A 19,237-nucleotide genomic window follows, 5' to 3' on the forward strand; every position below is an offset into this window, starting at 1 on the left:
AAGCCGCTCAAACGATGAACTGTTCCATGGTGATGCGGTCGTCGAGCGCATGTTCGGGATCGAACATCAGGCAGAGGGGCGTGCTGCGGTCGATGGAGACGGTGACGGTCGACACGTCGCGCACTTCGCGCTGATCGGCGACGGCGCTGACCGGCCGCTTGACCGGCTCCAACACCCGGAACCGGACGGTCGCGCTGTCCGGCAGGATCGCACCACGCCAGCGCCGCGGCCGGAACGGGCTGATCGGTGTCAGCGCGTGCAGTGCAGAGCCGAGTGGCAAGATGGGGCCGTTCGCCGACAGGTTGTAGGCCGTCGAGCCGGCGGGCGTGGCGACCAGGACGCCATCGCAGACGAGTTCGTCCAGCACCACCCGGTCGCTGACGGTGATCTCCAGCTTGGCGGTCTGACGCGTTTCGCGGAGCAGTGACACTTCGTTGATCGCCGGCAGCACGCAGCGCGTGCCCTCGACGGTCTCCGTCTCCATCCTGAGCGGCGTGACCTCAAACCTCTTGGCACGGGCGAGCCGGTCCTCCAGCCGGTCCAGGCTCCAGTCGTTCATCAGAAAGCCGACCGTCCCCCGGTTCATGCCATAGACCGGGACGATCCGCCGCCGCTCAAGCATCTGGTGCAGCGTCTGCAGCATGAAGCCGTCCCCGCCCAGGGCGACGATCAGATCCGCTTCCTCCACCGGAACCCAGTCCCAGCGCTCGCGCAGCAGCCGCTCCGCCTCAAGCGCACTGTCGACGGTCGAAGCGACCAGAGCCCGTCTGAGGGTCATAGGGAGAAGACGCGCGGCATGGCGAAGCCGGTGTATGGGCGCGCGCCCGGTGCGGCAAGCCATTGGCAGCCTCCTGGAAATCGCTACCATGGCCGAAAACAAACGGGGAGCATTGATTGGCCGACATTCCGGCCCCTGCCTGGCATGAGGCGGCAGCTCTGTTCATCCTGTCGTTCCGGCACCGTGACGAACTCACGGCCGCGGCTGATCGCGGCGGATGGCGGCCAATCGCCGGGCGCCGGGCAGCGGGCGCTGAGCGCCGCTTCATCGCCAGCGGGGCGGGCATCGCGATCGTCGATGGACGCGGCGCCTTTCACGAAGCAATCGGCGCGACACGAGCCTTGGCGGACGCCGCGGAAGCCAATGCCGCCAGCCTGTTGGTCCTGCTCTCGCGTAACGACGTGGTGCGACTTCCCGACATCTACGCTGCCGGCGCCACCCATTATCTCACAAGCCCGTTCAGCGAAGCAGAACTGCTTCAGGCGATCCGCTTTGCCGCCCGACACGCGGAACGGCTCGGCGGGCCCGTCGGCCGACCCAAGCTCGCACGGTCCGAGGATCTGAGCTGGCGGTTCGGGCACGGTCGGCTGCTGCTCAGCCCGGCCTTGGCGCAGCGGCTCGGGACGCCGCTTGAGACCCTCTCGACGCGCCAGGCGTACGGCCTTTTGTCGCGTGGCGACCGGCCGGCCGCACGAGCCGCGCGTCAGCGGCTGAAGGCCGGCTATGGCACGACGGCTTTCTCTCACGCACTCGCGGATGGCACGCGTGTGGTCCATCACCTGAGCGCTAGTGACGGCTCGGTCTTGGGCGTGGTCGAGGCGCTCGATCCTGCCGAGACATCGGATCAGATGATGCGGCGCGATCCGCTGACGGGCTTGCCTGACGCCGCGGCAGCCCGCCGCTGGCTTGGCCGCCATGCCGCCCAAGGTCGCCCCCTCGGGCTGTTGCTGATTGCGCTCGACCGGCTGGAGATGGTCAACAATATCTACAGCCGCGTCGGGGGAGACAGGCTGCTGCAGGCGGCGGCGCGCCGGATCGAGAGCACCCTGCGCGATGTGACAGGCAGTCGCGGCTGGATGGCACGGCTCGCCGGCACGGAGTTTGTCGCGGCACTGCCCGATGCAAGCATAGAGGAGCTTGGCTTGCTCGCCGCGGCCATACAGCAGGCCGTCGAACGGCGATTCGTGGCCGCGCCAGACATCTACTTCCTCTCCGCAAAGATCGGCGGCGTGCTCCATTGCGGCGAAGATGCCGGGCAGGCGCTCCGCCGGGCCAGCGCAGCTCTGGCCGAGGCCCGCGAGCAGTCGGGCAGCGCGATCCGTATCAGCGAGGCGGAAGCCGGGTCCGAACCGCTGCCGCTCGCCGTGCGCCTCGCCGAGGAACTGCGCCAGGCGCTCGCCGATGATCAGATCGAGGTGCTGTTCCAGCCGCAGGTCAGCATCGCCACCGGTGAGATCATCGGCGTCGAGGCGCTCGCCAGGTGGCGGCATCCCGAACTGGGCGAGGTTGGCGCCGAAGCGCTGTTCGCGGCCGCGGAACGAGCGACCCTGGTGCCGGTTCTTTCCGAACACATCCAGGATCGGGCGCTCGCCTTGGCCTCGGCCTGGCCGGAGGCTTTGCATTCCCTCCGCCTGTCTTTGAACGTCCGACCTGACGAAATCTCCGGTCCTGGCTTTGATCAGAGTCTGTTGGACCGGGTCGACAGCAGCGGCTTCCCGCGCTCGCGCGTTACTTTGGAACTGACGGAAGAAAGCTTCATCGACGATCTGGGCGCGGCGGCGACCGTGCTCGCCAATCTGCGCCAGGGCGGCTGCCGCGTTGCCGTCGACGATTTCGGGACGGGCTATTCGAGCCTCGCTTATTTGAAGGCGCTTCCGCTCGACTATCTGAAGCTTGATCGTCGCTTGAGCCAAGATATCGCCGGCTCGTCGCGTGACCGGGTCGTCGTACGCGGAGTGATCGACATGGCGCGGTCGCTTGGCATCAGCGTGATCGCGGAAGGCGTGGAGACGGAGGAACAGCTCGCCCTGCTGGCTGCCGAAGGCTGCACAATCTATCAGGGATTCCTCTGCTCCGGCCCGATCGCAGTGGATCAACTCGCCAGGATCGTCGCATTCACCGGGGCACGAACCTAGTGGCGAAGGCGGGGGAGGGCTTGAAGCGGCGATCCATGGCGATTGCTGCCTGTTCGACCGTCGTCGAATGGTATGACTTCACCCTCTACCTCTACATGGCGACCTTATTGTCGCGGGTGTTGTTCGGTCCCGGCGAGGCGTCGCTGGCGGCGACGCTTGGCGGCTTTGCCGTCGCTTATTTGATGAGGCCGCTGGGCGCACTCGTCTTCGGCCATATCGGCGACCGGTACGGCCGGCGCCGGACGATGCTCGCGTCCATGGTGATCATGACGGCGGCGATGCTCGCGACCGCCTTGCTACCCACCTACGCGGCGCTCGGATCGAGTGCCGGCCTACTGCTGCTGCTGCTCCGCTGCGTTATGGGTTTCTCGGTCGGCGGCGAATATACCGGCGTCGTCGCCTATCTGCTTGAAGGCGCGGCGCGCGAGCGGCGGGGCTTGGTCACTTCATTTGCCGCGATGGCAAGCGAGATCGGCGCGCTATTGGCAGCGGGAGTAGCGGCAATCACCGTCAGCACTTTCGAGCCCGCGGCCCTGGAGGCATGGGGCTGGCGCATCCCCTTCTTCATCGGCGCCGCATTGGCCGGCAGCGTGCTGCTCGCCCGATCGACGATGCAAGAGTCGCCCGAGTTCGAGCGGCAGCAGGAGCGGGGCACCGTGCCGCAACAGCCGCTGCGTTTCGCGCTTCAATACCGGTCGGCGATCGCCCGCGGCTTCGCCATCTCGGCGCTTGGTTCCATCACCTATTATGTCGGCATCACCTATGTTCCGGCCTTTCTGTCGCAGGGCGGAAGCCTGAGCGAGAGGGACGCGCTGTGGCTGTCGACGCTGGCGGCATTCGTCGTCATCCTCGTCACGCCGCTGATCGGCCTGTTGACGGACAAGATCGGCCGCAAGCCGGTCCTGCTGCTGCTCTGCATCGCGGCGGCATTGCTTCCCGCAACGATGTTCGCCTGGATGGCCGGCGCGTCGGATGCGCGCGTGCTGGTCGGGGCCGTGGTGCTGGCGGCCATGGGCGGCGGCGTCAGTGCCGTCGGGGCGGTGACCACCGCCGAACTCTTCCCCGGGGAAGGCCGGTTGAGCGGCCTCGCCTGGGGCGCGACCGCCGCCACCGCGATCTTCGGCGGCTTCACCCCCTATCTCGCGCAGCGGTTCACGGCGTTGACCGGTTCGCCGATGGCGCCGGGCTTCATGATCGCGGCCGTCGCCCTGGCCGTGTTGCCGGTCCTGCTCACCATGCCCGAAACCCGGCCACGTAAGCCGGTCGCATAGGCAGCCTCCCGCCTATTCCGACGATGCTGGCGCGAGCTGCTGCGCACCATGCTGGGAGCGCTGCGCCACGATGATCAAGTGGCGCTGTGCGGCTCCATCGCCGTCCAATCGAGGGCGAACACTGCCGAGCTTCCGCATCGAGCCTTGGGACCGCTGTCAGTCACGCAAGAAAGTGGTGGACGCACTAGGGCTCGAACCTAGGACCCGCTGATTAAGAGTCAGCTGCTCTACCAACTGAGCTATGCGTCCACTTGAGGCGCGGCAGATGGGCGATGGCGACGCCCGCGTCAAGCGCGGCTGCCCGCTAGCATCGGCTTTTTTGCGGTGCAAGGGCTGTGCACTTGCCAGCAACCCGCCCCCTCCGCAAAATGGCAAAAAATATGGAGAGCCAGATGATGCTTGGCGGAATGCAGGATTTCGCGCTGCGGGTGCCCCGGCTGATCGACCATGCCGAGCGCGAGCATGGGTCGCAGGAGATCGTCACCCATTGGGCCGATGGAAGCGAGACCCGCTCGAACTGGGGCGAGGTCGCCCGCGATGCCCGCCGCCTCGCTCAGGCGCTGGAAGGACTGGGGCTAAAGCCGGGGGACCGGGTCGCCACTCTCGCCATGAATCACGTCCGCCACCTGACCAGTTGGTATGGCGCGATCGGCATGGGCGGGGTCATTCACACCATCAACCCGCGCCTCTTTGACGAGCAGATCGTCTATATTGCCAACCATGCCGAAGATCGGGTGCTCTTCTACGACAAGGCTTTCGCGCCCATTGTTGAGCGGCTGAAGGACCAGTTCACCAGCATCCAGCAGTACGTCGTGTTCGACGGGCCGGAGTGGGAAGAACTGCTGGCGCCTCACTCAGCCGATTATGCGTGGGTTGAGGGCGATGAACGCGACCCTTGCATGCTCTGTTACACCAGCGGCACGACGGGCAATCCGAAAGGCGTCCTCTACGAGCATCGCTCGACCATGCTCCACGCCATGGCGGAAGTGGCGCCGTCCGTGTTCAGCCTGTCGCCGCAAACGGTGGCGCTGCCGATCGTGCCGATGTTCCATGCTGCCTCCTGGGGCCTTCCCTTTGCCGGCGCGATGGCGGGCGCGAAGTTCGTCTTTTCTGCGGTGAACGAGGCCAAGGTGCTGTGCCGGCTGATGAACCAGGAGCGGGTGACGCACTCCGCCGGCGTGCCGACAGTGTGGCTCGCCATGTTCCAGCATATGGACGAGACCGGCGAACGGCCCGAAGCGCTGCAGCTGGTGACGATCGGCGGATCGGCCGCGCCCAAGGCGATGATCGAGCGGCTGATGCGGATGGGCATCCGCGTCGGCCATGCCTGGGGTATGACCGAGACCTCGCCGATTGGCACCATGGGCGCGCCGCCGGCGAACTGGGAGTCGTTGAGCTTCGAACAGCAGGTCGAGCTGGTCGGCAAGCAGGGGCGCGTGCCGTTCGGCGTCGAGCTCCGCGTGGTCAATGACGCCGGCGAGGTGCAGCCGCGAGACGGCCAGAGCTCAGGACGGCTGCAAGTCCGCGGCCCCTGGGTGATCAAACGTTACTTCAAGGCGGAAGAAGACGCTGCCGATGCCGATGGCTGGTTCGACACCGGCGATGTGGCGGTGATGTATCCAGACGGCACGATGCAGATCACCGATCGATCCAAGGACGTGATCAAGTCGGGCGGCGAGTGGATCAGCTCGGTCGAACTGGAGAATGCGGCGGTCGGCTGCCCGGGTGTGGCGGAGGCCGCGGCAATCGGGGTCTATCATCCGAAATGGGACGAGCGGCCGCTGCTGCTGGTCGTGCGCAAGGCGGGCAGCGACGTCGGGGCGTCGGAGATCCACGCCTATCTGACGGATAAGGTCGCCAAATGGTGGCTGCCGGACGAGATCGTCTTCGTCGATAGCCTTCCGCACACCGCCACGGGCAAGCTGCTGAAGACTGCGCTTCGTGAGCAGTATCGGGACTATCGCCTCAAGAGCGCGGCCTAGGCGGCATCCAGCTCCAGCGCTTCGCGAACGGCGCGCTGGAGCTCGCGGGCGACGAAGGGCTTGGACAGATAGATGGAGTCAGGCACCGGCTCGCCCGCGCATGGATGGCCGGAGATGTAGATCACGGGCAGCTTTGGGTTGCGCTGTCGGGCCCGCTCGGCGACTTCCCAGCCGTTCATGCCGCCCATGCGAATGTCGGTGATCAGCAGCTTTACTTCAGTGCTGGCGAGTTTGCCGAGCGCTTCCTCTCCGCTCTCCGCCTCGATCGCCTTCAGCCCCAGATCGTCCAGGCTGTCTGAGATCATCATGCGGATGAGAGCTTCATCGTCGACACAGAGCACATGCGGAGCAGGCAAGAATGCGTCCTTTCCAAGCTGATCAAGGTTAGAAACTAGGAAGAGCGCCGAAGGCTGCAATGGCCCTGCGGTCATTACGGCTCCCGGCGGAACCGGGGCTGCAGGATTGCCGTTCCACGCCGGTAACGACCGGAGTTTCCCAGATGAAATCATGGATGGTCCTGGCACTCGTCCTCTTACCCGCGGCGGCGGAGGCGCAGAACCTGACGGTCAGCCCGGTGCTTTCGCCGGGCGCGACGCTGCTCAGCATCACTGCCGAGGGACAGAGCCGGCGCACGCCCGACCTGGCGCTCTTCTCTGCAGGCGTGGTTACGACCGGCACCAATGCAGCCGAGGCTTTGTCGGCGAACGCCACGCGCATGGACCGGGTGATTGCGGCCTTGAAGCGCGCCGGCATCGAAGCGCGGGACCTGCAGACATCGGCCGTCAGCCTGCAGCCGCGCTATTCCGACCCGGAACGTGAAGCGCAGATCCGCGCCCGGGAAACGCGGCAGCCTTATATCCCCCCGGCCCAGACGGAGATGCCGCGGATCATCGGCTATGAAGCGCGCAACACGCTGAACATCCGTGTGCGCCGGCTGGCGAATATGGGGCGGATCATCGACACGCTGGTGACCGAAGGCGCGAACCAGATCGATGGGCCCAGCTTCACCGTCGACGAGCAGCGCGAGGCCTTGGACGAGGCGCGGACGGAGGCGGCTGCGAATGCCCGCGCCCGTGCTGAGCTCTATGCGAAGGCGGCGGGGCTGCGCGTGTCGCGCATCCTGTCGATCTCGGAAGGCGGCGGCTTCTATCCCGTCAGCCAGATCGTCGTCACGGGCCGCACCGCGGGGGCGCCACCGCCGCCACCACCGCCGACACCGATCGCGCCGGGCGAGGTCGCACTCGGCATTTCGCTGTCGGTCCAGTTCGAACTGACGCGGTGACGATCCCTCGTGCCGCCCTAGTGCTGGTGCTCGCAACGATTGCCGCCCTCGCGTCCAGCTTCATCGAGCGGTTCGGACCTGACCAGGCAATCTTCTGCGCGCTGGGCAAGTCGATCGAAGGCTATGACATCTATTGCCCGAAGCCGGTGCTCAACGGCGGCTGGCCGGCGCCTTTCCTGGTCGACGAGCCAGGCATCTCGGTGCCCAACCAGCTCGGCTTTTTCGAAGACCATTGGCGGCCTTGGCCGCTGGTGGCGAACATCGCCTTCTATGCATGGCTGATCGCCGGTGCGGGAACAGCGCTGCGCCGCGTCCGTTCACGGGGCCGAGGAGAGCGATCATGACCGACCACAAGAAGAAAGGCGACTTCGACAAGACCGGCAAGAAGGACGAAGGCGGCAACAAGAAGCAGGATAATAGCGACAATACGAAGAGCCGCACCGGCAACCAGAATGCCGGCCATGGCGGGCATCGGTAAACAAATCGTCATTGCGAGGAGCAGAGCGACGAAGCAATCCAGCGGCGCCGGAGCTTGATTGCTTCGCTCCGCTCGCAATGACGATTAGTTCGTGCCAGGCACCACCGAGCCCGCGTCCGCCGTCTGGACCGGAGCCTCGCGCTGCAGCCTCACCGCAGCCGCGCCGGGCAGGCCGGGAAAACGTGGCCAGAGCCCTTGCGCGATGGCCTTCAGGCTCGGCGACTTCTGCCCGGCATTGCGCTGATACATCCAATAATTGCGCAACACGGTGACCGCATAGCCGCGTGTCTCCCAAAACGGGATTGACTCCATGAACAGCAGCGGGTCGTCGCCGCCTTTCACGCGGACATTCCACTCGTCGAGCATGCCCGGCCCCGCATTATAGCCCATGATCACCTTGGGCAGCAGGCCGCCGGTTGGACCATAGTCGCGCACCTGCTCCAGCCGTGCCTGGCCGTAATCGAGATTGATCGACGGGTTGAGCAGCAGCGACCGGTCAGGCGTCGGCTCGCCGCGGCGGCGGGCGATTAACTGCGCGGTGCCGGGCAGCACCTGCATCACGCCATAAGCGCCGGCCGGGCTGACGGCGTCGGGGCGGAAGCGGCTTTCTTGCAGCGCGTGCGCATAGACGAGCGACTTGTCGACGCGCCAGCCGCCGTTCGGCGACCATGACGGGGTCGGATAGCGGGAGGAGGCGCTAGGCTTCGCGCCGGCGGGGCCGTTGTGCGCGAGATAGAGCTGGGTTTCGGGCAGGTTCAGCCGCGAGGCTAGGCTGGCGAGATAGCCGTGATCCTGGGCGCTGCCGATCTTCGCCTGGTGCCTGAGCAGCTCGGCCGCGCGCTCGCGTTCGCCGATCTCGGAGAGCGCCTTGGCGAGGCGGATATTCGGCATGCTCGACAGCCGCGCCCAGTTGCGGGTGAGCCCGTCCTGCTCGTGGGGTGGCAGTTGCTTCAACCCGAGCGCCTGAGCGGCGACGATGCCGTAGAAGGTCTCGCCATAATGAGCAGCGGCACGGAGTCGCGACTGCACTTTGTCGGGCTGGTTACCGGCCATGAAGGAGCGTGCAGCCCAGTAATGGCCGGCGGCCAGAATGTCCGGATCGCCGCCGCGCATCGCGACTGACGCAAAGGCGTCGGCGGCAGAAGCGAAATCCTTCTGGCGCCAGGCGGCGAGGCCGTACGTCCAGTCTGCCTGCACCCGCCATTCGCCTTCGCCCTGCCGCGCCAGCTTGGCAAGACGGCGGGCGTTCGCATCGTCGCCGTTCAGATAATAGGACCAGGCGATGCGCTGCCGCCATTCCGTGAGGGCCGCGCCAGACAGACGGGGCGCGTCCGTCTCCAGCAAGGCTTCACAGCCGGCGGGATCGTCGATCTTGATGAGTGGCAGGATTTTGGGAGCGAGCTGTGCGGCGACCGGATCGTCCTTGACCGAACTGGCGCGCTCCCGTGCCGGTGCGGAGCCGAGCCAGATCAATCGCTGCTGCGGCGGCAGGGCCGGCATCTCGAGCGCACCGAGCTTCTGCGCCATCGCTGCCAGTTGCGGGGCCTGCGGCAGCCAGGGCGCGGCACTGAGCAGCGCAACGATCGGCTCCGCGGCCTCTATTTTTGGCGAGCCCTTCTCGGTGAACAGCTCGGCCTGCGCGTATGACTTTGCCGGCCCGTCCGGCATCGCCAGGATCCGGGCGCCGGCGTCGCTCCACAGCCCCGCCTTCATGGCGGCGAGGGCGGCAAGCAGGCTGTCGCGCTCCGAGGCGGTGAGCACGTTCGGCAACTGGCCGAGCCCGACGGAGTCGGAAGGCGTCGAGCGGCTGCCGTCATTGGCCAGCGCCGGAGCTGTCGATAGGATTGCCGCGGTTGCGGCAGCAGTCAGGATACGCATCGCTACAGACCCTTCATCAACAGCTGCAGGTCACGCCAAGCCTCTTTCTTGTAAGAGGGCGACTTGTGCAGCAATCGTGGATGGAAGGTCGGCACGGCCGCCACCTCTACGCCATCGAAGTTGAGCATGTGATAATCGCCGCGGCGGCTCTGCCAATCGTCGCCGATCAGCGCCTTGTTCGGCACTTCCCCCATGATCAGCAGGCGCTTGGGCGCGACCAGCTTGATCTGATGCCGGGCAATCTCGACCAGAAGCGAGCCGACATCAGAAGGAACCCGCCCGATCGAACGAACGCTGGCGATCGGCGCAAGCCAGATCGTCTCGCGGCTGCGGCCGATCGCGGCCAGCATCTTGTCGAACAGGTCGCCGACATCGCCCGCCAGCAGCCGGCCGGCTTCCGCGTCGCCCGGCTCCGGCATGTCGGTGAGGATCATGACGCCCGAATGCGGATCGCCCGATGGAAGGATGCGCGTGCGGCCCCAGCGCGCTTCAGGCACTTCAGCGCTGTCGCGCATCCAGGCGAGAAGTTCGGGAAGGGAGGGGGGCAGTTCTTCCCTCTCCCGGATCGGGAGAGGGCGACTCGTGCCGGAAGGCGCGAGCGGGGTAAGGGCAGTGAGCGCCGCCTTCAGACCCTCACCCTGGCTGCTGCGCAGCCGTCCCTCTCCCGCTCGCGGGAGAGGGTTTTGTTTTGCCAACCAATCGCGCGGCGAGTCCTCGACCAGCGTGTCAACGCCGGCTTCGCGCCACCAGGCGATGAGGCTCGCGACTGCGTCGCGGCTGGGCAGAACGGATACCCCTTCCATCGGCGATACTAAGCCTTGCGGTTGACGGGCGCGTCAACCAACTGCACTGCTCTTCACTACAGGCCGTGGCCCCGCCGCGACGAAGCGGGCGCGTAACGAGGAAGAGCGAATGAGCGAACGCGAAGCGATGCCCTATGACGTGGTGATCGTCGGCGCCGGCCCCGCAGGCCTGGGCGCCGCGATCCGGCTGAAGCAGCTGGCCAATGAAAGCGGCCGCGAACTCTCCGTCTGCATTCTCGAAAAAGGCTCTGAAGTCGGCGCGCACATCCTGTCGGGCGCCGTTATGGACCCGATCGCGCTCGACGAGCTGCTGCCCGATTGGCGCGACAGTTGCACGCTCGCCCAGACTCCGGTGACCGAAAATCATCACTGGGTGCTGACCGCCCGCAAGAAATACGAGTTCCCGCACGCCCTGATGCCGCCCTTCATGCACAATAAGGGGTGCTATACCGGATCGCTCGGCAATCTCTGCCGCTGGCTCGCGGAGCAGGCGGAGGGCCTGGGGGTCGAAATCTTCCCCGGCTTCGCCGCGGCCGAAGTGCTGTTCAATGAGGACGGCTCGGTGAAGGGCGTCGCCACCGGTGACATGGGCGTGGCGCGCGACGGTACTCGCAAGCCGGACTACCAGCCCGGGCTCGAGCTCCACGCCAAATACACTTTCTTCGCGGAAGGCGTGCGCGGCCACCTCTCCAAGGAACTGAAGCGCATCTTCGACCTGGAGCGGGACTGCCAGCCCCAGGTCTATGGCATCGGCATCAAGGAACTTTGGGACATCGACCCGGCCAAACATGTGCCGGGCAAGGTCATCCACACTCAGGGCTGGCCGCTCACCGACGCTTGGGGCGGCGGCTGGATCTATCACCAGGCGAACGGCCAGGTCTCACTCGGACTAGTGGTCGCGCTTTCCTACAAGAACCCGCATTTGTCGCCTTTTCAGGAGATGCAGCGCTGGAAGACGCATCCGGCGATCCGCGAGATGCTGGAGGGCGGCAAGCGCGTCGCTTACGGCGCCCGCGCTATCAACGAAGGTGGCTGGCAGTCCATCCCGCACCTCGTCTTCCCCGGTGGCGCGCTGATCGGCTGTTCGGCCGGCTTCGTGAACGTACCGCGCATCAAAGGCAGCCACACCGCGCTCAAGTCCGGGATGCTCGCTGCCGAAGCCGCCTTCGAGGCGATCGGCGCCGAGCGGCAGCACGACACGCTCGACAGCTATGAGACCGCGCTGCGCTCAAGCTGGATCGAGAAGGAGCTGTTCAAGGTCCGCAACGCCGAGCCTGCAGTGGCGAAGTTCGGCGGCGTGGTGGGCACGCTGGTCGCCGGCACCGACATGTGGATGCGGCAGCTGAAAGTCGGGTTGCCCTTCACCTTCAAGCACCACTACGATCACGAGCAGCTTTGGCCGGCCAATGTGATGGAGAAGCCGGTCTACCCCAAGCCCGACGGCGTCATTACTTTCGACCGGCTCTCGTCCGTCTTCATGTCGAACGTAAATCATGAGGAGGATCAGCCCGTCCACCTGACGCTCAAGGACCCGGACGTGCCGATCAAGCACAACCTGCCGCTCTATGACGAACCGGCGCAGCGTTACTGTCCGGCGGGCGTTTACGAGGTTGTGGGACAGGACGAAGGGAATCCGCGCTTTGTGATCAATGCGCAGAATTGCGTTCACTGCAAAACCTGCGACATCAAGGACCCGACCCAGAACATCAACTGGGTTGTGCCGGAGGGCGGTGGTGGACCGAATTATCCGAACATGTAGCCTGGGGCTGGTTGCGGCGCTGCTCGCCGGCGGAGCGGCGGAAGCGAAGCGCGCCATCGTCTCGCCTCCGCCCTCATTGCTCGCGGCCTATGCAAGGGCGCGGCTGGCGGGATCGGACGGCGCGCTCAGCGAAGCGGCTCGGGCATACGCCGTGGTGCTTGCGGCGCGGCCGGACGATGCCTCAGTCGCCGCACGCGCCTATCGCCAGGCGCTGACGGCTGGCGATTTCTCGCTGGCGGCCAAGGCGGCGGCAGCGCTGAACAGGGCGGGCGCGCTGCCTGCCGATGGGCAATTGCTGTTCCTGTCGCGCGCGCTGAAGGCCAAGGACTGGAAGGCGGCCAATGCCGCCGTCGACGTGCTCGCCAAGGATGGCAGCTTCGATTTCGTGGTGCCGGTGCTCCGCGCCTGGGTGGCGCAAGCGAGCAAGGAGGGCGATCCCTTCGCCATCCTCGATGCGCCCACCGGCAGCGCGCTCACCTCCGCGCTCGGCTCCGAGCAGCGGGCGCTGATGCTGATTGCCGCCGGCAAGCTGGACGACGCAGCGACCGTCGCTCAGGCACAGGCGCTTGCCTCTGGCGGCGGCTCGACTGCGCTTAAGCTGATGGTCGCCTCCAAGCTGCATGCGGTCGGGCGCAAGGATGCGGCGCTGTCGCTGCTGCGCGGCGAGGACCCCACGCTCGCCGCCGCGCGTGTCCTGGTCGAAGCGGGCAAGCCACTGCGTGCCGGCAGCCTGGACGCGGCGGGCGGCATTTCCGCTTTGTTCGTGCGCGTGGGCGAAGCGATTCAGGCCGATCCGCGCTCGCCAGTCGCGCTGACCCTGGCGCGGCTCGCCACCTATCTCGACCCGACCAACGACGGCGCGACCTTGATGCTGTCGCGGCTGCTCGCCAATGTCGGCCAGCCTCAGCAAGCGCTGGAGATTGCCGGGAAAGTCCCGGCCTCCAGTCCTTATTCGGGCATGGTGATCGACACGCGCGTGGCGATCCTGACCGAGCTCGACCGGCGCGACGATGCGCTGGCGCTCGCCCGCGCCAAGAGCGAGGGCGGCAATGCCAGCCTCGCCGATCTGGTGCGGACCGGCGATCTGCTGGTGGCGCTCGACCGCCATGCCGAAGCGGCTCAGGCCTATGGGCGCGCCATCGCGGTGGCGGAGCGCTCGCCCGAAATGGCGGAGCGCATCTGGAGCCTGTGGATGCTCAAGGGCGGCGCGCATGAGCAGGCGGGCGATTGGGCGGCCGCCAAGCCAGCGCTGGAAAAAGCGGTGGCGCTGTCGCCGCAACAGCCGGTCGCGCTCAATTATCTTGGCTATGCCCAGCTCGAGCGGCGCGAGAACGTCAAAGCGGCGATGGCGCTGATCGAGAAGGCGAGCCAGCTGAAGCCCGACGATCCGGCGATCACCGACTCGCTCGGCTGGGCGCATTATCTGGTCGGCGACGTGCAGCGCGCGATCCCCGTACTCGAGCGTGCGGTGCAGGCCCAGCCCGGCGACGCGACGATCAACGAACATCTGGGCGATGCCTATTGGGCTGCCGGCCGCAAGTATGAGGCGCGCTATGCCTGGCGCGCCGCCGCACTGTTCGCCGATACGGCCGAGATCGAGGCCAGGATCAAGGCCAAGGTCGATCAGGGTTTCAAGCCAGCCTACGCCGCCCGCTGACTATTTCGCCGAAGCCTGTGCCGACTGGCCGAGCGCCTGCAGCGCGGCCATCTTGCCTTGCATGCTGCGGGCGCAGGCGGTCATCGCGGGACCGGCATTTTCCGCAGTGATGCCCTTGGCCTGAGTCACCAGCGAGTTCTTCAGTGCCGGCCCGGCGATGCGCGCGTCGACGCGGCCGAGATAGAAGAGCCGGGCGGCGTTCGCGACCTGGCGCTTCGCCGCGTCCTTCTCGCTTTGGGAGAAGATGTTGCTGACGATCAGGCAGCGCACATCCTGTTCCGCCGTCTGCGCCACGGCGGGAGCGGCGGTCAGGGCTGCCAGCAACAGGATCGCACGCACAACATTCTCCTTGTTCGTTACGCATTCGGAACGCGCCAGCCCCGATTAGGATCACCGGCTTTCAGTGAAAGGCCGCGGTTGCGTTCGGTCGGCGGTGCGGCGAGGAGGACAGGCGATGACAGCTCCTGTCCTGACCGAGATTGCCCCGGCCAAGATCAACCTTGCCCTGCATGTGCGGGAGCGGATGGCCGACGGCTATCACCGGATCGAGACTTTGTTCGCCTTTGCCGAGGAAGGGGACGTGCTTTCCGCCTCAGCATCCGACACGCTGTCGCTAACGATCGCCGGGCCTTTTGCCCACGGCCTCTCTGCTGGAGCCGACAATCTGGTGATGCGGGCTGCCGCGGCTTTGCAACAGGCGGCGGGTGTGAGTGGAGGAGCTGCTTTGCGGCTCGAGAAGAAGCTTCCGGTCGCGTCCGGCATCGGCGGAGGATCGGCTGACGCGGCCGCGGCTCTGCGCCTGCTGAGCCGGCGGTGGGAAACCGACCTGCCGCTGGAGCCCATTGCCGCGGAATTGGGTGCGGACGTTCCCGCGTGCTTAGCGAATCGTCCGGTGCGCGGCGTTGGAAGAGGAGACGAGCTCTCACCCCTCGACGCGGCCGAGCTCAGCGCACGGCCGCTGCTGTTGATAAATCCGGGTGTGGCGGTGCCGACGGGCCTTGTGTTCCAGGCCTGGGACGGTATCGACCGCGGCGCGCTTGCCGAAGGGGAGCCGCTGCTTGTCGCGCTTGCCGGCCGCAACGACCTGGAGCAGCCCGCTATCAGATTGGCTCCCGTGATCGGTGATCTCCTTTCCTGGCTGCAGCTGCGGGAGGGGGTGGTGCTGGCGCGGATGTCGGGATCGGGGGCAACCTGTTTCGCGCTGTTCGACACGCTCGAAGATCGGGATCGCGTAGGCGAGCAGGCGTCGCTGGATTGGCCAGGCTGCTGGACCTTGGGAACGAGGCTCAAGGCGTGAACGCGGCCTTCGACCTGGTGCCCGGGCGCGGCGACCTGCTAGTGGTGGTCGACCATGCATCCAACCATGTTCCGGCGGACATTGATTTGGGCCTGTCTCCCGAGCTGCTGGAGCGGCACATTGGCTGGGACATCGGAGCGGAGGCGGTCGGCCGCGAGTTGTGCCAGCGCTTTGGCTGTCCCGGCCTGTTCGGCACCGTATCGCGACTGGTCATCGACCTGCATCGGGAGGAAGACAGCCCCGCGCTGATCCCGGAGACGAGCGACGGACATTTGGTTCCCGGCAATCGAAACCTAAGCCCGGCAGAGCGGGAAGCGCGGATCGCGCGCTTTTGGCGTCCCTATCACGAGGCACTCGCCTCCATCGTCGAGGAGAACCGTCCGGCGCTGGTCGCCGCGGTGCACAGCTTCACGCCAAAGCTGGAGACCTTTGACGGGCCGACACGGCCATGGGAGGTGGGCATCCTCTACAATCAGGACGATCGCGCCGCCCGCATCGCCATCGATGAACTGCGCCGCCGCGGGCTCACGACCGGCGACAACGAACCCTATTCTGGCAAGCTGCTTAATGCGACGATGAACATGCACGCCGAGGCGAACGGCACTCCCTACTTGGCGATCGAAGTGCGTAACGACCTGATCGCCGATCAGGTGGGCGTGATCCGTTGGGCGAACATTCTGGAAAGTTTGCTGCTGCATTGCCGCAACAAGCTTGCGCGGACTGCCGGACTTCTCCCATAGGCCGCGCATGACCAGCAGCCGTTTCGACAAAAGCCATCTCCCCTCTCGCCATGTCTCGGTCGGGCCCGAGCGGGCGCCGCACCGCAGCTATTACTATGCGATGGGCTTGGACGAGGAGGCGATCGGGCGTCCGTTCGTCGGGGTGGTCTCGGCCGGCAATGACAGCGCTCCCTGCAACACGACGCTCGACGCGCAGGCGGACGCGGCGCGGGCAGGCGTAGAAGCAGGCGGCGGCATGCCCCGCCGCTTCAACACCATCACCGTGACCGACGGCATCGCCATGGGTCACCAAGGCATGAAGTCGTCGCTGGTCAGCAGGGAAGTGATCGCGGACTCGATCGAACTCAGCGTGCGCGGCCATTGCTACGACGCGCTGGTCGGCTTTGCCGGATGCGACAAGTCGCTGCCCGGCATGATGATGGCGATGCTGCGCCTGAACGTGCCGAGCGTGTTCGTCTATGGCGGCTCGATCCTGCCGGGCAGCTTCCATGGCCGCGACGTCACGGTGGTCGACGTATTTGAAGCTGTCGGCCAGCACGCCGCCGGTAACTGCCCGCTGCAGGAGCTGATCGAGCTGGAGAAAGTCGCTTGCCCCGGGCACGGCGCTTGTGGCGGGCAGTTCACCGCCAACACCATGGCCTGTGTCGGCGAGGCGATCGGCCTGTCACTGCCGAACTCCAACATGGTGCCGGCGCCTTACAAGGCACGGGACGAAGTAGCCATTGCGGCGGGCCGGGCGGTGATGGAACTGCTCGCCCGCAATATCCGCCCGCGGGATATCTGCACGCGCGCCGCGTTCGAGAATGCCGCGCGTGTGGTCGCAGCGACGGGCGGCTCGACCAATGCCGCGCTGCATCTGCCGGCCATGGCGCACGAGGCTGGCATCGAGTTCGACCTCCATGATGTCGCGGCGACCTTCAAGTCCACGCCCTATCTCGCCGACCTGAAGCCCGGCGGCAAATATGTCGCCAAGGACATGCACGATGCCGGCGGCATCTACATGCTGATGAAGACGATGCTGGACGGCGGACTGCTTGACGGCAATTGCATGACGGTGACTGGGCGTACGCTCGGTGAGAATATCGAGCAGGTGACCTGGAACCCGGACCAGAAGGTCATCCGCGAAGTCGCCAACCCGATCACGCCGACGGGTGGCGTGGTAGGTCTGCGCGGCACACTCGCGCCGGAAGGGGCCATCGTGAAGGTCGCGGGCATGCACCGGCTCCAGTTCCAAGGTCCTGCGCGGGTATTCGACTGCGAGGAAGACGCGTTCGCGGCGGTTGAGGGACGCGACATCGCCGAAGGTTCGGTGATCGTGATCCGCTATGAAGGGCCGAAGGGCGGCCCCGGCATGCGCGAGATGCTGTCGACCACGGCCGCGCTCTACGGCCTGGGGCTTGGCGAAAAGGTGGCGCTGATCACCGACGGCCGCTTCTCCGGCGCCACTCGCGGCTTCTGCATCGGCCATGTCGGCCCGGAAGCGGCGGACGGCGGCCCGATCGCGCTTGTCGAGAATGGCGACATCATCCGGATCGACGCCGAGGCCGGCACGATCGATCTCGACGTTCCCGAACTGGTGATGACCGAGCGCAAGACCCGCTGGCAGGCGCGGGTGAACGACTATCAGGCCGGCGCCTTGTGGCGATACGCGCAGAATGTCGGGCCAGCCTACAAAGGCGCAGTCACACACCCTGGCGCGAGAGCCGAGACGCACGTGTTTGCCGACATCTAGCTCCGTCATTGCGAGCGTAGCGAAGCAATCCAGAGGCGTTGTGGATTGCTTCGTCGCTTCGCTCCTCGCAATGACCAGGGCATGAAACCCATCCTCACCGCCGCGGAGATGCGCGCCGCCGAAGAGCGGGCGATCGCGTCCGGCACGCCGGTCGAGTTGCTGATGGAGCGGGCCGGGCAGGGGGTCGCGGAGGCAGTGTGGCGCTTTGCCGGGCCGCTGCCCGCACTGGTGCTGTGCGGACCGGGCAATAACGGCGGCGACGGCTATGTCGCGGCGCGTCACCTGCGCGAACGTGGCGTGGACGTGCGGGTGGCCGCGCTGGGACAGCCGAAAGCGGGCGCGGCGGCTGAAGCGGCGAAGGCGTGGGGCGGGCCGATCGAAACGATTGAAGGCGCCGGACCCGCGCCGCTGCTGATCGATGCGCTGTTCGGAACCGGGCTCACCCGCGGTCTGGAGGCGTGGCTGGCGGCGCGGCTGAACGAGCTTGCGGGCACCGCCCAGATCTCCGTCGCAGTCGATCTGCCGAGCGGTGTCGAGACCGACACCGGAGCCGTGCTGAGCCCGGTGGCGCGCTTCGACCTCACCGTCACCTTCGCAACTTTGAAGCCTGCCCATCGGCTCTTTCCCGCCGCCGGATTCTGCGGCCGGGTCGCGACGGTCGACATAGGCGTGGACGTATCGAGTGCACTTTCCGAACTGCGGCGGCCTACCATTCCCGCACCGGTCCCGCAGGACCATAAATATTTGCGCGGCTTGGTGGCAGTAGTTGGCGGCGCCATGCCGGGCGCGAGCGAATTAGCCGCCATCGCCGCACTGCATGCGGGCGCAGGTTACGTCGTTCTGCTGCAACACTGCGCGCATTGCGGAACGCCGCATGCGATAGTGCGGCGGAGCATCACCGAGCTGCCGAACACCCTCGCCGATGGTCGGGTGGGAGCAATGGTGGTCGGACCGGGGCTCGGGCGCGGTCCCGACGCAGCTTGGGCGCTCCGCCAGGCGCTGGCGAGTGGACGTCCGCTGGTGATTGACGGCGATGCGCTGCACCTTTTGGGTGGCGAGACGCTGACAGTTCCTGCCGTGCTCACCCCTCACGAAGGCGAGTTCCGCGCCCTAATGCCCGATATGAACCACGGGTCGAAAGTCGAGCGGACCCGCGCGGCTGCGATGCGCTGCGGTGGTGTGATCGTGTACAAGGGGCCGGACACTGTCATTGCCGCGCCCGATGGCCGCGCAGCCATCGGCGCGGGGGCCTCACCCTGGCTGTCCACCGCCGGGACGGGCGATGTGCTCGCAGGAGCGATCGGCGCCATGCTGGCGCGTCGCTTGGATCCGTTCGAAGCGGCGCAGGCGGGCGTGTGGCTGCATGCCGAGGCGGCGCGCAGGGCGGGTGCTGCCTTCGCAGCCGACGATCTTGCTCGTTCACTGTCCGAGCTTTTGTGAGCGCT

At 66.5% G+C, this 19,237-nt stretch carries 17 protein-coding genes and 1 tRNA gene; 12 read left to right on the forward strand and 6 right to left on the reverse strand.

Annotated elements, in window-relative coordinates:
* Window positions 1-7: 7 nt before the first annotated feature.
* Window positions 8-778, reverse strand: coding sequence for an NAD kinase (locus tag VGT77_RS05225; RefSeq protein ID WP_327460282.1), 771 nt, complete (start codon window positions 776-778; stop codon window positions 8-10).
* A gap of 116 nt (window positions 779-894) precedes the next feature.
* Between VGT77_RS05225 and VGT77_RS05230 the strand changes: the two genes are divergently transcribed.
* Together VGT77_RS05230 and VGT77_RS05235 are read left to right on the forward strand one after the other, a co-directional pair.
* Window positions 895-2,913 (forward strand): bifunctional diguanylate cyclase/phosphodiesterase, encoded by a 2,019-nt coding sequence (locus tag VGT77_RS05230; RefSeq protein ID WP_327460284.1) that lies wholly within the window; start codon window positions 895-897, stop codon window positions 2,911-2,913.
* Window positions 2,914-2,948: 35 nt separating this feature from the next.
* The gene (locus tag VGT77_RS05235) at window positions 2,949-4,184 is read left to right on the forward strand and encodes an MFS transporter (RefSeq protein ID WP_327460899.1); all 1,236 of its coding nucleotides are present in this window, start codon (window positions 2,949-2,951) and stop codon (window positions 4,182-4,184) included.
* Window positions 4,185-4,357: 173 nt separating this feature from the next.
* Here the strand turns inward: VGT77_RS05235 and VGT77_RS05240 are convergent.
* Window positions 4,358-4,433 (reverse strand) — tRNA-Lys (locus VGT77_RS05240).
* Window positions 4,434-4,579: 146 nt separating this feature from the next.
* Here VGT77_RS05240 and VGT77_RS05245 point away from each other — a divergent pair.
* Window positions 4,580-6,166 carry a long-chain fatty acid--CoA ligase gene (locus VGT77_RS05245; RefSeq protein WP_327460901.1) on the forward strand — a complete coding sequence of 529 codons (1,587 nt, stop codon included), beginning with the start codon at window positions 4,580-4,582 and terminating at the stop codon, window positions 6,164-6,166.
* On the opposite strand, the gene VGT77_RS05250 is transcribed toward VGT77_RS05245, so the two are convergent.
* Complete coding sequence (locus VGT77_RS05250; protein WP_327460286.1) at window positions 6,163-6,522, reverse strand: response regulator; 360 nt, start codon at window positions 6,520-6,522, stop codon at window positions 6,163-6,165. The two genes, VGT77_RS05245 and VGT77_RS05250, sit on opposite strands and share 4 nt — an antisense overlap.
* A gap of 155 nt (window positions 6,523-6,677) precedes the next feature.
* Here VGT77_RS05250 and VGT77_RS05255 point away from each other — a divergent pair, with 155 nt between their 5' ends.
* From VGT77_RS05255 to VGT77_RS05265, 3 genes are read left to right on the forward strand one after another with little or no spacing between them, the layout of a single operon-like run.
* Window positions 6,678-7,448, forward strand: a complete 771-nt coding sequence (locus tag VGT77_RS05255) for an SIMPL domain-containing protein (protein ID WP_327460288.1) — start codon at window positions 6,678-6,680, stop codon at window positions 7,446-7,448.
* Window positions 7,445-7,792, forward strand: coding sequence for a hypothetical protein (locus VGT77_RS05260; RefSeq protein WP_327460290.1), 348 nt, complete (start codon window positions 7,445-7,447; stop codon window positions 7,790-7,792). Before VGT77_RS05255 ends, VGT77_RS05260 begins: the two co-directional genes overlap by 4 nt.
* A complete protein-coding gene (locus VGT77_RS05265; protein WP_327460292.1) occupies window positions 7,789-7,926 on the forward strand; it encodes a hypothetical protein in 138 nt (45 codons plus the stop codon). Before VGT77_RS05260 ends, VGT77_RS05265 begins: the two co-directional genes overlap by 4 nt.
* A gap of 84 nt (window positions 7,927-8,010) precedes the next feature.
* On the opposite strand, the gene VGT77_RS05270 is transcribed toward VGT77_RS05265, so the two are convergent.
* Both VGT77_RS05270 and VGT77_RS05275 read right to left on the reverse strand, forming a co-directional pair.
* Window positions 8,011-9,804 (reverse strand): lytic transglycosylase domain-containing protein, encoded by a 1,794-nt coding sequence (locus VGT77_RS05270; RefSeq protein WP_327460294.1) that lies wholly within the window; start codon window positions 9,802-9,804, stop codon window positions 8,011-8,013.
* A gap of 2 nt (window positions 9,805-9,806) precedes the next feature.
* Window positions 9,807-10,607 (reverse strand): uracil-DNA glycosylase family protein, encoded by an 801-nt coding sequence (locus VGT77_RS05275; RefSeq protein WP_327460296.1) that lies wholly within the window; start codon window positions 10,605-10,607, stop codon window positions 9,807-9,809.
* Between the two features lie 109 nt (window positions 10,608-10,716).
* On the opposite strand from VGT77_RS05275, the gene VGT77_RS05280 reads away from it, so the two are divergent.
* Both VGT77_RS05280 and VGT77_RS05285 read left to right on the forward strand, forming a co-directional pair.
* On the forward strand, window positions 10,717-12,366 hold the full coding sequence (locus VGT77_RS05280; protein ID WP_327460298.1) for an electron transfer flavoprotein-ubiquinone oxidoreductase: 1,650 nt from the start codon (window positions 10,717-10,719) through the stop codon (window positions 12,364-12,366).
* Window positions 12,341-14,023 (forward strand): tetratricopeptide repeat protein, encoded by a 1,683-nt coding sequence (locus VGT77_RS05285; RefSeq protein WP_327460300.1) that lies wholly within the window; start codon window positions 12,341-12,343, stop codon window positions 14,021-14,023. The genes VGT77_RS05280 and VGT77_RS05285 overlap by 26 nt, the downstream gene beginning before the upstream one ends.
* Here VGT77_RS05285 and VGT77_RS05290 read toward each other — a convergent pair whose 3' ends face one another.
* A complete protein-coding gene (locus tag VGT77_RS05290) occupies window positions 14,024-14,362 on the reverse strand; it encodes a hypothetical protein (RefSeq protein WP_327460302.1) in 339 nt (112 codons plus the stop codon).
* Between the two features lie 115 nt (window positions 14,363-14,477).
* Here VGT77_RS05290 and VGT77_RS05295 point away from each other — a divergent pair, with 115 nt between their 5' ends.
* From VGT77_RS05295 to VGT77_RS05310, 4 genes are all read left to right on the forward strand, one after another.
* Window positions 14,478-15,320, forward strand: coding sequence for a 4-(cytidine 5'-diphospho)-2-C-methyl-D-erythritol kinase (locus tag VGT77_RS05295; protein WP_327460304.1), 843 nt, complete (start codon window positions 14,478-14,480; stop codon window positions 15,318-15,320).
* Entirely contained in the window at window positions 15,317-16,060 is a 744-nt protein-coding gene (locus VGT77_RS05300) for an N-formylglutamate amidohydrolase (RefSeq protein WP_327460903.1), read from the forward strand. The genes VGT77_RS05295 and VGT77_RS05300 overlap by 4 nt, the downstream gene beginning before the upstream one ends.
* A 7-nt stretch (window positions 16,061-16,067) precedes the next feature.
* Complete coding sequence (gene ilvD, locus VGT77_RS05305) at window positions 16,068-17,792, forward strand: dihydroxy-acid dehydratase (RefSeq protein ID WP_327460306.1); 1,725 nt, start codon at window positions 16,068-16,070, stop codon at window positions 17,790-17,792.
* A gap of 81 nt (window positions 17,793-17,873) precedes the next feature.
* Window positions 17,874-19,232, forward strand: a complete 1,359-nt coding sequence (locus VGT77_RS05310) for an NAD(P)H-hydrate dehydratase (protein ID WP_327460308.1) — start codon at window positions 17,874-17,876, stop codon at window positions 19,230-19,232.
* Window positions 19,233-19,237: the final 5 nt, after the last annotated feature.

The organism is Sphingomonas sp., from assembly GCF_035944535.1.
GTDB lineage: Bacteria > Pseudomonadota > Alphaproteobacteria > Sphingomonadales > Sphingomonadaceae > Sphingomonas_B.